A 16,297-nucleotide genomic window follows, 5' to 3' on the forward strand; every position below is an offset into this window, starting at 1 on the left:
AGCCGGGCTTCGTGTTGTCAGTCGCTGTGCAAGCTCGCCATGAAGGGGCAGCCCACCAGCCGGCGCAGCTCCAGCGACAGCTCGTGCGGCGTGGTCACCGACTTGGAGAAGGCCAGTCGCACGTCGTGGTCGCCGTCGGCCGCCTCCACCCGCAGCCGCAGCCCGAGCCGGTCCAGGCCCAGCGGCCGGACGTGGCCGCCGCGCAGCTGTTCCGGGATGTGCCGGGCGAGCAGGTCCACCACGTCGCGGTGGGAAAGCTCCAGGTGCCGCAGCCAGTCGTCCTCCATCAGGCAGAACGGGTCCGGCGTGGCCGCGGTGAACTCCTGCGGGGTGAGCGAGCAGGTGCCCTCGGCGTCGGCCAGCACCAGCGAGGCGGGCACCAGGCGCAGCATGGTCGCGCCGTGGCCGACGTCCAGCAGCCGGGGGTCCGGCCGGGTGGCGGCCACCGAGAGCGCCTCGGCCCTGGCCCCGCGCTCGTCCAGGGCCTGCAGGAAACCGGTGATCCACAGCAGTCCGCGCACCGGCTCGCGCAGGCGCACCGGGGCCGGGTCGGTCAGCTCGACCATCGCGGTCAGCTCGCCGTGCGGCGCCTGCCAGGCCAGGCCGACCAGCTCGTGGTCCTCGTCCAGCAGCAGCGAGGCCGACCCGTCCGCGTGCACGTGGTGCAGCAGCGGCTCCACCCGGGGCGTGTCGCCCTCGACGGCAGGCATCAGCACCGCCTTGCCGCCTCGGACACCCATGGTCCGGGCCCGCTCGGCAGGCCCGGGCATCGGCGGGCGACGACTCTTGGTCTCCACGGATCACCTCCAACTTAGGCAAGGCTAACTTGAGTTGTCGTTGGAGGAAAGTCAGCCGACCGAGGGACCCCGATCTCTATCCTTGCCGGGTGCAACCCGCCTCGCCCGCCATCGTCGCCCAACCGGTGACCGACCGCCCCGCCATCGAGGACGCCCTGGCCGTGGGCATCCGCGACTACCAGCTGACCCTGGTGCGCGCCCCGCTGGGCGGGGCCGCCCTGTGCGCCGCGCTCGGCGGGCTGGTGTACCTGCTCGGGATCACCCCGGTGGCGTGGGTGGCCGCGCTGGGCGGGGCCGCGCTGCTGCTGGTGCTGCAGGTGGTGCTGGCGATCTGGTTGGTCCCGCAGAACCGCGCGGCCAAGCAGCTGATGACCGCGCAGTCCTGGCGTCAGGTGCACGCCGAGGTGCTCGGCCTGGACGGCAGGCACTTCGTGGTCGAGGCCGAGGGCAGGCGGCTGCGCATCCAGGAGATGGGTGGCCGGGTGGCACATCTGGTCCTCCGGCGCACCGGCCGGTTGTGGCTGGTCGGCCCGGACGACGCCGGACTGGTGCTGGCCCGGATCGAGGGTCCCGGCACGCCCCTGTTCGGCAAGATGACCACCGAGACCGGCACACCAGTGCCGCCGGAGCCTGAGCAGGCGGACGGCACTGCGGCGGCCGACCCGGTCAGCGTGGCCTGGGCCGGGGTGCTGGCGCGGGCGATCAAGTACCGGATCTGGCCGGACGTGGCCGCCTTCGTCCTGGTGGCGCTGGTCATGCTGGGCTTCCTGCTGGTCCAGGGCCTCAGCACGGGCAGCGTCGTGGCCAGCGTGCTCGTGCTGGCCATCGCCGCCCCGATGTCACTGCGCCGCCACCTCAAGGCCCGCCGTCGGTTCCGGCCCTGGACCAGCCTGCCCGAGCTGCTGCACGCCGGACCGTGGCAGCCGGTGGGCATCACCCTGGCCCCGGCCCAGCTTGGACCGCTCGGCGGGAACGCCCAGGGCGTGATCCGGCTGGCCAGTGGCGCGGACCTGCCGATCCAGCTGCCGGAGGCCAGCCTGGACCTGATCGGCAACATCCAGGCCATGGGCGGTCTCTGGGTGGCCGGGGATCCGGTGCCCGGCAAGGTGTTCGCGGTCGGCTACCCCGGCTACCCCATCCTCGGCCTGGCCACCTTCAACCCCGGCATGACCCAGCTCTAAGCCCCGACCTGGATGCCCTCGGCCTCGGCCCAGGCCGCCACGTCCTCCTTGCGCAGCGCGGTGGCCAGCAGGTCCGGGAACAGGTCCGGGGTGCAGGCGAAGGCGGGCGCGCCGAGGGCGGAGAGCTGGGCGGCCAGCTCGTGGTCGTAGGCCGGTTTGCCGCTGTCGGACAAGGCCAGCAGCACCACCACGGTCACCCCGCTGGCCACCAGGTCCCGGACCCGGCGTTGCAGCTCACCGGCCACGCCGCCCTCGTACAGGTCGCTGATCAGCACCAGCACCGTGTCGGCCGGGCGGCGGATGTGCTGCTGGGCGTAGGCCATCGCCCGGTTGATGTCGGTGCCGCCGCCGAGCTGGGTGGAGAACAGCAGGTCCACCGGGTCGTCCAGCTCCTCGGTCAGGTCGGCGACCTCGGTGTCGAAGACCACCAGCCGGGTGTGCACCGAGCGCAGCGAGGCCAGGGTGGCGCCGAAGACCGCGGAGTAGACCACCGACTCGGCCATCGAGCCGGACTGGTCCACCAGCAGCAGCACGTCCTTGAGCGCGGAGCTGCGGCTGCGCCGCTGCGCGCCGATGAGCTGGTCCACCACCACGGTGCGCTGCGCGGGCTGGTAGTGGCGCAGGTTGGCCTTGATGGTCGCGTCCCAGTCCACATCGGACAGTCGTGGCCTGCGGGTGCGCCTGGCCCGGTCCACCGCGCCGGTGACCGCGGCGATGAGCTTCTCGGCCAGCTTCTTCTCGATCTCCTCGACCACCTTGCGCACCACCAGCCGCGCGGTCTCCTTGGTGCGCGCGGGAATCGCCCGGGACAACGACACCAGGGTGCCGACCAGCCGGACGTCCGGCTCCACGGTGGAGAGCAGCTCCGGTTCCAGCAGCAGCTTGGTCAGGCCCAGCCGCTCCACCGCGTCCCGCTGCATCACCTGCACCACCGAGGCCGGGAAGTAGGTGCGCACATCGCCCAGCCAGCGGTGCAGCACCGGCGCGCTGGAGCTGAGCCCGCCGCTGCGCTTGCCCTCGCCCTCCCCGGGCATCGTCTGCCCGCCACCGCCGTAGAGCGCGGTCAGCGCCGCGTCCCGGCGCCGGTCGTCGGCGTCCAGGTCGCCCAGCTCGTTGGCCGCCGGGCCGAGCAGCAGCCGCCAGCGGCGCAGCCGTTCCGCCTCGCTCATCGGGTGCCCGCCCTTCGGTACAGCTCGCGCACGTAGCCGGTGAGCCGGTCGGCCCGCCCGGGGTCCCAGTCGGTGTCCACGGCCGCGCTGCGGCCCGCGCCCGCGGCGATCCGCTCGGCCAGGGTGCGGCGTTCCGGGCCACTGAAGGTGCCCACCGCGCGCCGCAGCAGCGGCAGCGCGTCCTCGAACGCCTCGCCGGAGAGGCCGGAGAGCCAGCCGTCCACCAGGCCGAGCAGCCGGGTGTCCGCGGCCAGCAGCGCCGCCGAGCCGTGCAGGAACCCGGCCACGAACGCCGCGGCCGCCGCCGCCGTCCCGCCCGGTGAGACCGCGCGGTGCAGCCGGGCGGCCACCGCCTCGGTGTCCAGCCGCCCGGACTCCCACAGCAGCCGGCAGGCCCGTCCGGTGGGCAGTCCGTGCCCGGACTTGGCCGCGTCCCGCGCGCCCAGCTCGACCAGCCGCCGCAACGCCTCCCACCAGGTCGCGGCGTGCTCCTCGTCGGCGGCCAGCCGCACCGCCTCGTGTGCTCCGTCCACAGTGGACAGTGCGTGGGCCGCGGTCTCGTCGTCGATGTTCAGGCAGGCCATCGGCAACCCGACCGCGCCGCGGGCGAGCAGCCCGTGCAGCGCGGTGCGCAGCAGCTCCGGGTCGGTGCCGCGGACCGAGCCGTAGCGGACCGTGCGGGCCAGCGCGGGCAGCGCGGTGAGCAGCTCGATCGCGTCGGTGGCCGCGGCCGCGCACCGGTCCAGCGCGGCCCGCCCGGCCAGCACCGCCGCCGGCAGCTCGGCGCCGACCGCGGTGTCCAGCAACTGGGCCGCCTCGGCCACCGTCGGCAGCTCCGCCGAGCCGGTGACCAGCACCTGGCTCGCGGCCGACTCGACCGTGGTGCCGTGCCGGGCCGCCGCGGCCAGCGCCACCGCCAGGCCGGGGTCCCAGCGCAGCGTCCAGCCCTCGGTGAAGGTGCCCAGCCCGCCGGTCTCCTCCGGCTCGCCCCACGGCACCTCCAGCACCCGCAGCCGCCGCAACAGCTTCGAGCGCTCCCGGTCGATGTCCTTGCGCAGGTCCAGCCGCAGGTTCCGCTCGGCGGCCTCCGGGGCCAGCCGCAACCGCCGCTGCAACCGGGCCAGGTCCGCGGCCAGCGGCGAGCGTGGCACCTTCTCGCCGACCGCGCCCAGCTCCTCGCCGACGACCAGCCGCTCCCGCACCAGCTTCAGCCCCACGTCGTCCCCGCCGCAGAGCACCGCCAGGGTCGCCTCGGTGACCTCGGCCAGCCCCGGCGAGGGCCGCCCGCGCAGCGCGGCCAGCGTCTCGGCCAGCCGCACCGCCTCCACCGCACTCGCCGTGGAGGCGGGCAAACCCTGCTCCCGCAACACCTGCGCGGTGCGCGCCAGCCAGCGCGGCACCACATCGCCCGCCTCGGCCCGCTCCCACAGGTGCGCGTACCAGCCCGGCGAGTCCACTCCCGCGCCGTAGCCGGAGGTGGCCGCCAGCCGTCCGTGGCTCCACGGCACCCAGCTGCCGGAGACCTTCAGCCTCGGCTGCCCGCGCAGCAGCGCCGCGTCCGCGGTCGCGGCCGGAAGCTGTTGCAGCGCGGGCACGTGCCACGCCCCGCAGACCACCGCGACCGGCCCCTCGGTGTCCTTAAGCGCCTTCCGCAGGTTCTGCCGCATGGCCGCCTCACGCCGCAGTGTGTGCTCGTCCACGGTGTCGGCGAACTCCTCGCGCAGCGCGCCCATGGCCTCGGCCACCGCGGCGGCCAGGCCCAGCGGGTCGGCGCTGGAGTGCTCGACCACGTCCTCCCACCAGCGCTCCGGGTCGTCGAACCCGGCCGCCTCGGCCAGCACCGCCAGCGGGTCGACCGCGACCTTCCGCTCCGCAGGCGGACTCGCCGCCCTGGCCAGGGACATCGCCGCGGGCAGGTCGAAGAACCGGGTCGACGCGCCGTGGTCGGCGCCCCAGCTCAGCGCCTGCCACTCCGGGGAGAATCGGGCGAACGGCCAGAACGAGGCGCTGGCCGGATCGGACTCCTCGTGCAGCAGCAGCGCCACCGGCGGGGTCAGCTCCGGCACGTGCGCCAGCAGCGCGTCCCCCTCCGGCGGCCCCTCGATGAGGATCACCTTGGGCGACAACGCCGCCAGCGCGGCGCGCACCATCCGCGCCGAGCCGGGGCCGTGGTGCCGGATGCCGAGCAGGGTGACCCGCGCCGGCAGGGGCTGGGTCCGGGCCATCAGACGCCGAGCTCCCGGCAGGCCCGGTAGAGGTCCCGCCACTCGGCGCGCTCCCTGACCACGGCCTCCAGGTACTCCTGCCAGGCCGCCGCGTCCGAGACCCGGTCCTTGACCACCGCGCCGAGCAGCCCGGCGGCCAGCTCGTCCGCGCCGACCGACCCGTCGCCGAAGTGCGCGGCCAGCGCCATCCCGCTGGTCACCACCGAGATCGCCTCGGCGGTGGACAGGCTGCCGCTGGGCTTCTTCAGCTGGGTGCGCCCGTCGGAGGTGCCGCCGTTGCGCAGCTCGCGGAAGATCCGCACCACCCGGCGCACCTCGGCCAGCGAGGGCGGCTCGGCCGGCAGCTGCAACGCCCGGCCCAGCTGCGCCGAGCGCTGCGCGACGATCTCCACCTCGGCGTCCTCGGTGGCAGGCGGCGGCAGCACCACCGTGTTGAACCGCCTGGCCAGCGCGGCCGACATCTGGTTCACGCCGCGGTCCCGGTCGTTCGCGGTGGCGATCACGGTGAACCCGGCGATCGCCTGCACCTGCTGGTTCAGCTCCGGCACCGGCAGTGCCTTCTCGCTGAGCACGGTGATCAGCGAGTCCTGGACCTCCGAGGGCATCCTGGTCAGCTCCTCGATCCTGGCCACCGCCCCGGTGCGCATCGCGCGCAGCACCGGCGAGGGCACCAGCGCGGCCTCGCTCGGCCCCTCGGCGATCAGCCGGGCGTAGTTCCAGCCGTAGCGGATCGAGTCCTCGCTGGTGCCCGCGGTGCCCTGCACGACAAGCGTGGAGTTGCCGCTGACCGCGGCCGCCAGGTGCTCGGACAGCCAGGACTTCGCCGTGCCCGGCACGCCGAGCAGCAGCAGCGCCCGGTCGGTGACCAGGGTGCCCACCGCGACCTCCACCAGCCGCCGGTCGCCGATGTACTTGGGCGTGATCACCGTGCCGTCCGGCAGCTTGCCGCCGAGCACGTAGCGCACCACGGCCTGCGGGGACATCCGCCAGCGCGGCGGGCGCGGGCGATCGTCCGCCGCGGCACAGGCGGCCAGCTCGGCGGCGTACTGCTCTTCGGCGCTGGGGCGGAGTGCGCCGCCGCCGTTCTCGGTCGTCACGCCGGGTCCTTCCGATCGTCGAGCGCACGGAACAGTTCGGTGCGCAGTTCCAGTACTGAGTGTTCGGCGCCGTGCTCGGGCCAGCGCAGGGTGATCCGCCGCCAGTGCCGGGTCAGCACGCCGAGGTCGCCGCGGCGCATCAGCAGCTCGGGCGGCCGCCCGGCCCGCCAGCGGCGGTCGCTCATCTCGGCGTAGCGGGCCAGCACCGCCGTGGTGGTCTCCGCGGGCCACGGGCCGGGCAGCCCGGCGCAGGCGTGGTCGAGCACGTCGTAGTTCCACCGGCCGACCAGCCCGGCCAGCGCCCGCGCGGCCAGCTCGGTCGGCAGTTCGGCGAGGATGTCCAGCAGGTCGGCCTGGGAGAGCACCTTGGCCACCGCGGGCAGCCAGCGCAGCGGGTCGGCCGAGCGCGGCAGCGCGGCGGCGATCCCCTTGAGCAGCATCGGCGCGAACGGCGAGGCCTGCAGCAGCTGCTCGGTGTCCGCGCCGAACAGCTCCAGGAACAGCTCCGGCGGCACCCCGCTGGCCGCGCCGAGCAGCCGCCCGCTCACCCCGCTCTCCAACGTGCCCTCGCGCAACAGGTCCCGCACCTCGGCCGGTTCCGGTTCGCTGCCGTAGGGGCCGTCCTCGCGCACGGTCAGCTCGCCGCGGGAGACGTGCAGCCCGGCCCGCAGCCGGGCCGCGGACCGTTCGGAGAGCGCCGATCCGGGCAGCAGCCGCAACAACCGCACCGCCTCGTTGTGCACCGCGCCCGCCCGGTCGTCCAGCGCGGCCTCCAGCAGCGGCTCGTCCGCGGCGCTGAGTCCGTCGGCCAGCGCGGTGACCAGCAGCCGCCGGTCCCCGGCCCGCCACAGCCCGGACCAGCCCTCGGTGATCAGCCGCCGCACCCCGGCCGGATCGGACAGCCGCGCCCAGCGAAGCCCCGCTTTACGTTGCGGCAGCGGCAGATCCAGCAGCTCGTTGAGGTCGGCGAGGCCCTCCGGCGTCTCCGGGGTGCCCGCCGCCCACGACCAGGACGGCCGCATCCCGGCCAGCCAGCGCCCGCGCGCGCCCAGCACCTCCACGATCTCCGGCCGGCAGCCGGTGCGCGCGGTGCCCGCGGCCAGCAGGTCCGGCAGCGCCCTCGGCGGCGCGATCCGGCCCGCCCGGGCCACCGCCAGGCACCACTCGGTGAGCAGGTGCGGGTCCTCCCAGGCCAGGATCTGGCTCAACAGCCCCGCGGTGCGGTCCGGCGCGACCGGCCTGCTCTCCGCGGGCGCGGGCGCCAGCACCTCGATGCCGCCGGTGCGCGGCTGCTGCGCGCCGTGCCTGGCCAGCCCGAGCGCGGCGCAGTCGGCCAGCAGCTCTTCACCGTCCACAGTGGACCTGGTCGCGCCGACCAGCAGGCGCTGCACGGTTTCCTGCCACCCGGTCACGCCAGCACCACCGGAGCCCGGCCCGGTTCGGCGGCCGCGCCCAGGGTCAATGTCCAGCCGTTCCACAGGCACACCGCGTCGAAGGCGGCCCCGCCGTGCAGCGCCAGCGCCCGGTCCACCGCGCTGTCCTGGCGCACCGGCAGCCACCGGTCCTCGCCGTCCACCAGCCCGTGCTCGTTCCCGGCCAGGCCGAGCCGGACCTGTTGACAGCCCAGCGGATGCCTGCGCTGCCACGGATCGGCCACCAGCGCCGGTTCCAGCCCGGCCAGCGCCGCCGCCCAGGTCTCCGGCAGCTCGATCGCCCTGGCCGCGCGCACCTCGCCCACGTCGCCGACCGCCATCCGCCGGGGCATCCCGGCCGGATACGGGTACAGCGTGCCCTCGAACTCCCCGCCCACCGGCAGCGCCGGTCCGATGCCGGGCCCGCCGAGCACCCCGTGCCGCAGCACGGTCACCCACTCTCGCCGATCCCGCGCCCAGGCCCACTGCTGCACGGTGCGGATCCGCCCGTCGTCGGAGTCCCGCAGCAGCAGCGGCACCCAGCGGTCCGACCAGCCCTCGCCCGCGCGCACCTCGTCCTCGCGCACGGTGAACCCGAGCCGCCGCCGCACCACCGCGGCCAGCTCCGCCGGCGGGTCCGGCGCGACCGTGGCCAGCAGGTGCAGTCCGCCGATCCGGTCCGCGGCCACCTCGGCCCAGCGCCGCCCACCGGCCCGGACCACCGCGGACAGCTCGGTGATCGACTCGGCCAGTCCGGGCGCCTTGGCGTCGACCATCCTGGCCGAGGACATCCGCCACCACTCCGGCTCCCGCGAGGGCAGTCCGGCGATGCCACCGGCGGCCAGGTCGGCCAGCCACTCGCGCAGCCCGCTCACCCCGGCCTGCACCGCGGCCGCCCGCTTGGCCGCGGTCCGCTCGGCCGCCGCCGCCCGCCGCCGCACCGCCTCTTCGGAGGTGTCCAGCTCGGTGGGCGCGGTCCGGGACTCCCGCTTGGCCAGCCACTCGCCCGCCCACTGCAAGGGCACGCCCGGCTCCACCTTGTCCAGCGCGTGCAGCAGTTGGAGGGCCAGCGCGTGCTTGCACGGGAACTTCCGGGACGGGCAGGAGCACTTGGCCGCGCGGTCGGTCAGGTCCACACACACCTGGTACGGCTTGCTGCCGCTGCCCCGGCACCGTCCCCAGAGCAGCCGCTCGTCCCGCCCCAGCCAGTCCCAGCCGGCCAGGGCGGTCAGCTTGGCCGCGCTGGCCGCGACCTGCTGGTCGGGCGCCAGCGCCAGCACCGCGTCGACATCCACGGACCGAACCCTAGGGCCCCGCCCTGACAGTCCGTCCCCTTCCGCACACGCTGCGAAAGGGAACGGACGGTATCCGTTTTCCTCAGGTCCAGTCGGGTCCGCGCTTGGCCCAGGACCAGGCGTAGCGCGGGTCCTCGCAGTCCTGCGCGGCCTCGCCCAGCTCCAGCGGCCGGAAGGTGTCCACCATGACCGCGGTCTCGTCGAAGTAGTCCGCCCCGAGGGAGGCCTCGACGGCGCCCGGCTGCGGCCCGTGCGTGCAGCCGGAGGGGTGCAGCGACATCGACCCGATGCCGATGCCGGAGCCCTTGCGCGCCTCGTAGTTGCCGCCGACGTAGAACATCAGCTCGTCGGAGTCCACGTTCGCGTGGTTGTAGGGCACCGGCACCGCGAGCGGGTGGTAGTCGACCTTGCGCGGGCAGAACGAGCAGACCACGAAGTTCGGGCCCTCGAAGGTCTGGTGCACCGGCGGCGGCTGGTGCACCCGGCCGGTGATCGGCTCGAAGTCGCGGATGTTGAACGCCCACGGGTACAGGCAGCCGTCCCAGCCGACCACGTCGAACGGGTGGTTGGCGTAGGTGAACCTGGTCAGCCCGGTGCGGTGCCGGACCAGCACCTCCACGTCGGTGCCCTCCACCAGCAGCGGCTCGGTCGGCCCGCGCTGGTCCCGCTCGCAGTAGGGCGCGTGCTCCAGGAACTGGCCCTTGTTGGACAGGTAGCGCTTGGGCGGCCCGATGTGCCCGGTGGCCTCCAGCACGAGCAGCCGCAGCTGCTCGCCGCCCTGGGGCACCACCCGGTAGGTGCAGGAGGTCGGGATGACCATGTAGTCGCCGTCGGCCACGGCCAGCGGGCCGTAGATGGTCTCGATCACCGCGGCGCCGGTCTGCACGTAGAGCAGCTCGTCACCGAAGGCGTTGCGGTAGAGCGGGCTGGCCGTGGTCGGCGCGGTGAAGCAGATCGCGACGTCGGCGTTGCCGAACAGCAGCCGCCGTCCGGTGACCGCGTCCACCTCGGCCGGGGCGTCCCACTTCAGCTCCTGGGTGCGGAAGTGCCGGGGCTTGAGCGGCTGGTTGGCCGTGGTCGTGCCCCGCCATTCGGCCACGACCTCGGCGTTCACGATCGCGGTCGGCAGGTGCCGGTGGTAGAGCAGGGCCGAGTCGGAGGAGAAACCCTCCACGCCCATCAGCTCTTCGGCGTACAGCTTGCCGTCCGGATCGCGGAACTGGGTGTGGCGCTTTTGGGGGATCGAACCCACCGCGCGGTAGTAAGGCATTGCTCCCTCCGGGTGTTCGGAGACCGGACATTTTTGTTCGGTTCCGTGGACACCACTAGCGTGTCAGCCGTGTCAAGCGTCGCTGAGCTCCGTGCGCCCGGTCCGCGCGGTACACCGCCCCTGCTCGCAAGGCTGGTCGACGACGCGGCGTTGTTCCCACCGGGCAACGCCCCGATGGCGGACGCGCTGCGCAACCACCTGCAGGCCAGGACCGAGTCCTGGTCCGGTGTGGTGGGCCTTTTCCTGTGCAATGCCTCCAGGCTGCCTGAGCTGATCACTGAGCTGATCAAGATCAAACCGGTGAAGCCGGTGGGTCTGTCACTGGTGATCGACACCGGTCTGAGCGCGGTGCCCAAGGCCATCTCCATCGTCGAGTCCCGCACCGAGCTGCTCGCCCTGCGCATGGTCGAGATGCCCGCGCCGTCGGAAGTCGACGACGTGTGGCTGGAACGCGTCTCGGAGTTCGTGCCCGAGGACGTGATCCGGGTCATCGAGCCCAGGCGCCCAAGTCAGAACACCGAGGCCGGGACCAGCAGCGAGTGGCTGGACAGCGTGCGGCGGGTGGCCGAGCACGGCAGCTGGCCGAAGCTGCGCTGCGGCGGCCAGACGCCGGAGGCCTTCCCCAGCGTGGACGAGGTCGCCGACTTCCTCACCGTGGCCAGCACCACCGGCGTGCCGTTCAAGGCCACCGCGGGTCTGCACAACGCGCTGCGGCACCGGGACGAGGAGACCGGGTTCAACCACCACGGCTTCCTGAACCTGCTGGTCGCCACCGCCCGCACGCTCTCCGGCAAGGACGCTCGGGAGGCGCTGACCAGCGACGACCCCGAGGCGCTCGCCGCGGAGGCCAAGGCGCTGCCGGAGGCCGCCGCGCACGCCGTGCGCGGGGTGTTCGCCTCCTACGGCTCCTGTTCGCTGACCGAACCGGTCGAGGACCTGGAAGGGCTGGGCCTGCTGTGAGCTGGATCGAGGACCCGGCCTTCGCCGCGCACGAGCCGTTCGGGCCGCAGACCCTGCCCTACGGCGTTATCGACGCCGGCTCCGGCCCGGTGGTCGCGGTCAGGGTGGGCGAGCACGCCCTTCCGCTGCGCTCACTGGACCTGGGAGAGCGCCTGGCGCCCCTGGTGGCTGGGGAGACCCTGGACGACCTGCTGGCCGCCGGACGGCCGTTGTGGAGCGAACTGCGGGCCAGGCTGACCGAGCTGGTCGACCTGCCCGCCACGCCCAGCGGCGCGGACCTGCTGCCGCTGGCCTCGGTGACCTCGCTGTTGCCGTTCCGGGTCGGCGACTACGTGGACTTCTACTCCTCGCGGCACCACGCGGAGAACGTCGGCCGGATCTTCCGCCCCGACGGCGACCCGCTGCTGCCGAACTGGACCCACCTGCCGGTCGGCTACCACGGCCGCGCGGGCACCGTGGTGGTCTCCGGCACCGAGGTGGTCCGCCCGCACGGCCAGAGCCGCCCGCCGGGCGCCGACGCGCCGGGCTTCGGGCCGAGCAAGCGCCTGGACATCGAGGCCGAGGTCGGCTTCGTCTGCGGCGGCCCGGTGGCCGCCAGGGTGCCCACCGCCGCGGCGGCCGAGCACCTCTTCGGCGTGGTGCTGCTCAACGACTGGTCCGCCCGGGACATCCAGGCCTGGGAGTACGTGCCGCTGGGCCCGTTCCTGGGCAAGTCCTTCCTCACCTCGATCTCGGCCTGGATCACCCCGCTGGAGGCCTTCAGCAACGCCAGGGTGCCCACCCCGCCCGCGCCGAACCCGCTGCTGGACTACCTGGTCGAGGACCAGCCCTGGGGCCTTGACCTGCGCCTCCAGGTGCACTGGAACGGCACCCTGGTGGCCGAGCCGCCGTTCCGGGACATGTCCTGGTCCGCGGCGCAGCAGCTGGCGCACATGACGGTCAACGGCGCCACCGTGCGACCGGGCGACCTGTTCGGCTCCGGCACGGTCTCCGGGCCGGAGAAGCGCCAGCGCGGTAGCTTCCTGGAACTGTCCTGGGGCGGCAAGGAGCCGATCACCCTGGCCGACGGCACGGAACGGAGCTTCCTGGCAGACGGCGACACGGTGGCGCTCACCGCCACCGCGCCGGGCCCCGGCGGCTCGCTGGTGGGCCTGAGCGAGGTCACCGGCACCGTGGTCAGCGCGGAGTAGGAGCGGGAATGGGAGCGGTGCCCGGAGCGGCCAGGGAGAGCTCACTCACCCTGGAACGCGGGCTCGCCCTGCTCCAGGCGGTGGCCGACGCGGACACCGAGGCCCCCAGCATCAGCGACCTGGCCACCGCCATCGGCGCCAGCCGAGCAGCCATCTACCGCCTACTCGGCCCCCTCCAGGCGCGAGGCCTGGTCCGCCGCGAAGGCTCCCGGGTCCGCCTGGGCCTGGGCGTCCTCCAGCTGGCGGGCCGGGTCCTCCCCCAGCTCCGCTTCGCCGCCCTCCCGGCCCTGCGCGGCCTGGCCGAGAAGATCGGCGCCACCGCCCACCTGACGGTCGTGCACGGCAACGAGGCCCAAGCCGTAGCCGTGGTCGAACCCTCCTGGACCGCCTACCACGTCGCCTACCGGGTAGGCACCCGCCACCCCATCCAGCGCGGCGCGGCCGGCCGCGCCATCGCCCTGCCGCCCGACGGCCCCGAATGGGTGGCCAGCTCCGGCGAACTCCAAGCCGGCGCCCACGGCGTCGCCGCCCCCGTCCGCGCCGTCCCCGGCCTGCAAGCCAGCGTCGGCGTGGTCTCCTTCGAACCCCTCAAGGCCGACGAGGTAGGCCCCCACGTGGTCGCCGCCGCCGCCGCGGTCGCCGTCGCCCTGCGCTGACCCCGCCCGCTGGTGTAGGCTGAGGCCAGAGCTGGTCGGTCCGCGGACGCGGCCAGAAGTGAGCCGGGGAACGAGCCTGAGGGAAGTCAGGACCCCCGGCTTCGCGCTATTTCGGGGCAAGTTCGGTGATCTCGATCGGATGCGCCCCATTGATGATCTCCCACGGCTTCGGCTCACTGTGCCTGGTCGCCGCCACATAGGACGAGGCGACGAAGTCCGCGGTCCACAGCAGAGCGGACTTCTTGCCCGCGTGATCCAGCCGGAGTTCGGCACTGACCTGCCGCGCCATGCGCAGCCGGTTGAGCGTGCGCCGGTCGAACCGGTCACCACCGGCCCGGCTCTCCAGCACGACGTGCCCGACCCGCTCCACGTGCTGCAGCCGAGGTAGCAGATCACAGAGCAACCGCGCCCGCGCCTTCTCCTGCCCACTGTCGGTGGTCGAGGTGGTGGCCATGACCGCGCCATGCAGCGGCAGCGTCGCGAGCACCTCCGCAATGACCACCCGACGATCCTGGGTCTCGTTCCGGAAGTGCAGCGGGTCCTTCTCGCACAACGCGGTGAGCGCGCTGATGATCGCGGCGTGGTCGTCGCTGTGGCTCAGTACTGCGGCGACCACGTAGAGCCGCCTGCCGTCCGGAAGGCGGGCAGCGGCTTCGTCGATGTGGGCGGTGCGCACCCGGATACGTTATCTCCTGGTGATATGAGTGTTATTTTCCGGTTATCGTGGCTAATGGCCATGTTCGGCGAAAACGTCAGCCTCCCCGGTCTGCGCTGACCCCTCTCCCTGGTGTAGGCTGAGGTCAGAGCTGGTCGGTCCGCGGACGCGGCCAGAAGTGAGCCGGGGAACGAGCCTGACGGAGATCAGGACCCCCGGCTTCGCGCTATCTGGGGGCAAGTTCGGTGATCTCGATCGGATGTGCCCCGTTGATGATCTCCCACGGTTTCAGCTCGCCGTGCCGCGTGGCCGCCACGTAGGACGAGGCGACGAAGTCCGCGATCCACAGCATCGCCAGCTGTTTGCCGGCATGGTCCAACCGCAGGTCAGCGGTGAGTCGATGTGTCTTGCGCAGCCGCTCGTCCGTGCGCCGGTCGAACCGGTCGCCGCCCGCCCTGCTCTCCAGCACGACATGCCTCACCCGTTCCACGTGCTGAAGCCGGGGCAGCAGTTCGCACAACAGCCGAGCGCGCGCCTTCTCCTGTTCCGAGTCGGTGGTGGCGGTGGTCACCATGATCGCTCCGAGCGCCGGGGCGCCCGCAGTGGCCTGCGCGATCATCACCCGTCGATCCTGGCTCTCCCCGCGGAAATGCAGCGGCAGTCGTTCGCTGGCCTGCAACGCGGTGAGCGTGGTGCCCATCCGGACACGTTATCGTCCAGTGATAAGAGCGTTATTTCCTGGTTGCCGTGGCCAATGGCCAACTCCGGTGGAAACCTGGCCCGGGCGAACCCGGTCACCGGGACCTTGGTCCCGCCACCGCGGGACCCTCGACGGGACGAGAGGGGACCCCTGTACCTGCTGTTCAGCGCGGGTACGCGGAAAGCTGGCAGTCGTGGAGGTCCTCGACATCGCACGCTGGCAGTTCGGTATCACCACCGTCTACCACTTCCTGATGGTGCCACTCACCATCGGTCTGTCGCTGCTGGTGGCAGGCATGCAGACGGCCTGGCACCGCACCGGGAACCCCAAGTACCTGGCGATGACCAAGTTCTGGGGCAAGCTGATGCTGATCAACTTCGCCATGGGCGTGGTGACCGGCATCGTGCAGGAGTTCCAGTTCGGCATGTCCTGGAGCGAGTACTCGCGGTTCGTCGGCGATGTGTTCGGCTCGTTGCTGGCGATCGAGGGGCTGGTGGCCTTCTTCGTCGAGTCGACCTTCCTCGGGCTGTGGATCTTCGGCTGGTCCCGGCTGCCCAAGCGGGTGCACCTGGCCTGCATCTGGGCCGCCTCGCTGGCCACGGTCGCCTCGGCCTACTTCATCCTCTCCGCCAACTCCTGGATGCAGCACCCGGTCGGTGCCATCCTCGGCCCCAACGGCCGCCCGCAGCTGCGCTCGATCGGCGACCTGCTGACCAACTCGACCGTGCTGGCGGCCTTCCCGCACACCATGTTCGGCGCGCTCGCCGTGGCCGCCGCGCTGCTGGTCGGCGTCTCGGTGTGGCACCTGGCCCGGCGGGTGGGCACCGACACGCCGGTGTGGCGGGCCTCGGTCAAGCTCGGTGGCTGGGTCGGCGTGGTCGCCTTCGCCGGGGTCGCGCTCACCGGGGACCTCCAGTCGAAGCTGATGTTCGAGCAGCAGCCGATGAAGATGGCCGCGGCCGAAGCCCTGTGCCACACCGAGAAACCCGCCGGGTTCTCCATCTTCGCGATCGGCGACGTGACCCGTCCGGACTGCGAGAACGTCAAGAGCATCACCGTGCCCGCGCTGCTGTCCTTCCTGGCCAACAGTGATCTCGACTCCGAGGTCAAGGGCGTCGAGGACCTGGTCAAGATCTACAAAGCCAAGTACGGCGAGAACTACCCGGACGACCCGAGGATGGGTTCCTTCGCGGGCAAGCCGATCGAGTACGTGCCCAACCTGCCGGTCACCTACTGGGGCTTCCGGCTGATGATCGGCTTCGGCGCGCTGGCCGCGCTCGCCTCGGCCGCGGCGCTGTGGCTGACCCGCAAGGGCCGCATGCCCAAGGGACGCTGGTTCGTCTGGGCGGCGCTCGGCGGGATCGCGACCCCGTTCCTGGCCAACAGCTTCGGCTGGATCTTCACCGAGATGGGCCGCCAGCCGTTCGTGGTGGTGCCCAACCCCAGCGGCGTGGACGGGGTGTGGATGTACACCGCGCAGGCGGTCTCCGCGATCAGCTCGACCGAGGCGCTGATCTCGCTGATCTCGCTGACCACGCTCTACGGCGTGCTCGCCGCGGTCGAGTTCTTCCTGCTCCGCCGCTACGCGATGGCCGGTGTCGCCGGGGTGATGCCACCCAAACCCGAGGAGCCGGACGAGGACGAGAAGAAGTCCGAAGACGTCCTGGCCTTCGCCTACTAGGAGTGTCCA

The 16,297-nt window shown here is 73.0% G+C and carries 14 protein-coding genes; 5 read left to right on the forward strand and 9 right to left on the reverse strand.

What is annotated here, in order from left to right:
• Nucleotides 1-17 precede the first annotated feature (17 nt).
• Nucleotides 18-770, reverse strand: coding sequence for a DUF2470 domain-containing protein (locus tag M8C13_RS27770; RefSeq protein WP_252483695.1), 753 nt, complete (start codon nt 768-770; stop codon nt 18-20).
• Between the two features lie 116 nt (nt 771-886).
• On the opposite strand from M8C13_RS27770, the gene M8C13_RS27775 reads away from it, so the two are divergent.
• Entirely contained in the window at nt 887-1,978 is a 1,092-nt protein-coding gene (locus M8C13_RS27775; RefSeq protein WP_252483655.1) for a hypothetical protein, read from the forward strand.
• Here the strand turns inward: M8C13_RS27775 and M8C13_RS27780 are convergent.
• The 6 genes from M8C13_RS27780 to M8C13_RS27805 all read right to left on the reverse strand — a co-directional run bounded on the left by M8C13_RS27780 (nt 1,975) and on the right by M8C13_RS27805 (nt 10,446).
• Nucleotides 1,975-3,147, reverse strand: a complete 1,173-nt coding sequence (locus M8C13_RS27780) for a VWA domain-containing protein (RefSeq protein ID WP_252483656.1) — start codon at nt 3,145-3,147, stop codon at nt 1,975-1,977. The genes M8C13_RS27775 and M8C13_RS27780 overlap by 4 nt on opposite strands.
• Nucleotides 3,144-5,372 carry a DUF5682 family protein gene (locus tag M8C13_RS27785; RefSeq protein WP_252483657.1) on the reverse strand — a complete coding sequence of 743 codons (2,229 nt, stop codon included), beginning with the start codon at nt 5,370-5,372 and terminating at the stop codon, nt 3,144-3,146. Before M8C13_RS27785 ends, M8C13_RS27780 begins: the two co-directional genes overlap by 4 nt.
• Nucleotides 5,372-6,469 (reverse strand): AAA family ATPase, encoded by a 1,098-nt coding sequence (locus tag M8C13_RS27790; protein ID WP_252483658.1) that lies wholly within the window; start codon nt 6,467-6,469, stop codon nt 5,372-5,374. Before M8C13_RS27790 ends, M8C13_RS27785 begins: the two co-directional genes overlap by 1 nt.
• Entirely contained in the window at nt 6,466-7,881 is a 1,416-nt protein-coding gene (locus M8C13_RS27795) for a DUF5691 domain-containing protein (protein WP_252483659.1), read from the reverse strand. Before M8C13_RS27795 ends, M8C13_RS27790 begins: the two co-directional genes overlap by 4 nt.
• On the reverse strand, nt 7,878-9,176 hold the full coding sequence (locus M8C13_RS27800; RefSeq protein ID WP_252483660.1) for an SWIM zinc finger family protein: 1,299 nt from the start codon (nt 9,174-9,176) through the stop codon (nt 7,878-7,880). The genes M8C13_RS27795 and M8C13_RS27800 overlap by 4 nt, the downstream gene beginning before the upstream one ends.
• An 82-nt stretch (nt 9,177-9,258) precedes the next feature.
• Nucleotides 9,259-10,446 carry a homogentisate 1,2-dioxygenase gene (locus tag M8C13_RS27805; RefSeq protein WP_252483661.1) on the reverse strand — a complete coding sequence of 396 codons (1,188 nt, stop codon included), beginning with the start codon at nt 10,444-10,446 and terminating at the stop codon, nt 9,259-9,261.
• A gap of 69 nt (nt 10,447-10,515) precedes the next feature.
• Between M8C13_RS27805 and M8C13_RS27810 the strand changes: the two genes are divergently transcribed.
• From M8C13_RS27810 to M8C13_RS27820, 3 genes are read left to right on the forward strand one after another with little or no spacing between them, the layout of a single operon-like run.
• A complete protein-coding gene (locus tag M8C13_RS27810; protein ID WP_308202869.1) occupies nt 10,516-11,406 on the forward strand; it encodes a hypothetical protein in 891 nt (296 codons plus the stop codon).
• Nucleotides 11,403-12,596: a fumarylacetoacetase gene (fahA, locus tag M8C13_RS27815; protein ID WP_252483662.1), complete on the forward strand. Its 1,194-nt coding sequence runs from the start codon at nt 11,403-11,405 to the stop codon at nt 12,594-12,596. The genes M8C13_RS27810 and fahA overlap by 4 nt, the downstream gene beginning before the upstream one ends.
• Before the next feature lie 8 nt (nt 12,597-12,604).
• Nucleotides 12,605-13,252 carry an IclR family transcriptional regulator gene (locus M8C13_RS27820; protein ID WP_252483663.1) on the forward strand — a complete coding sequence of 216 codons (648 nt, stop codon included), beginning with the start codon at nt 12,605-12,607 and terminating at the stop codon, nt 13,250-13,252.
• Nucleotides 13,253-13,358: 106 nt separating this feature from the next.
• Here M8C13_RS27820 and M8C13_RS27825 read toward each other — a convergent pair whose 3' ends face one another.
• On the reverse strand, nt 13,359-13,928 hold the full coding sequence (locus M8C13_RS27825; RefSeq protein ID WP_252483664.1) for a hypothetical protein: 570 nt from the start codon (nt 13,926-13,928) through the stop codon (nt 13,359-13,361).
• A gap of 205 nt (nt 13,929-14,133) precedes the next feature.
• Nucleotides 14,134-14,607 (reverse strand): hypothetical protein, encoded by a 474-nt coding sequence (locus tag M8C13_RS27830; protein WP_252483665.1) that lies wholly within the window; start codon nt 14,605-14,607, stop codon nt 14,134-14,136.
• Nucleotides 14,608-14,800: 193 nt separating this feature from the next.
• On the opposite strand from M8C13_RS27830, the gene M8C13_RS27835 reads away from it, so the two are divergent.
• On the forward strand, nt 14,801-16,288 hold the full coding sequence (locus M8C13_RS27835) for a cytochrome ubiquinol oxidase subunit I (RefSeq protein WP_252483666.1): 1,488 nt from the start codon (nt 14,801-14,803) through the stop codon (nt 16,286-16,288).
• Nucleotides 16,289-16,297 lie beyond the last annotated feature (9 nt).

Origin of the sequence: Crossiella sp. SN42 (assembly GCF_023897065.1) — a bacterium.
Taxonomy (GTDB): Bacteria; Actinomycetota; Actinomycetes; order Mycobacteriales; family Pseudonocardiaceae; genus Crossiella.

What these genes read in the sequence shown, in the direction of transcription:
- M8C13_RS27770 (WP_252483695.1), bottom strand. Translation starts at nt 770, where the DNA reads ATGCCCGGGCCTGCCGAGCGGGCCCGGACCATGGGTGTCCGAGGCGGC.
- M8C13_RS27780 (WP_252483656.1), bottom strand. Translation starts at nt 3,147, where the DNA reads ATGAGCGAGGCGGAACGGCTGCGCCGCTGGCGGCTGCTGCTCGGCCCG.
- M8C13_RS27785 (WP_252483657.1), bottom strand. Translation starts at nt 5,372, where the DNA reads ATGGCCCGGACCCAGCCCCTGCCGGCGCGGGTCACCCTGCTCGGCATC.
- M8C13_RS27805 (WP_252483661.1), bottom strand. Translation starts at nt 10,446, where the DNA reads ATGCCTTACTACCGCGCGGTGGGTTCGATCCCCCAAAAGCGCCACACC.
- M8C13_RS27820 (WP_252483663.1), top strand. Translation starts at nt 12,605, where the DNA reads ATGGGAGCGGTGCCCGGAGCGGCCAGGGAGAGCTCACTCACCCTGGAA.
- M8C13_RS27830 (WP_252483665.1), bottom strand. Translation starts at nt 14,607, where the DNA reads ATGGGCACCACGCTCACCGCGTTGCAGGCCAGCGAACGACTGCCGCTG.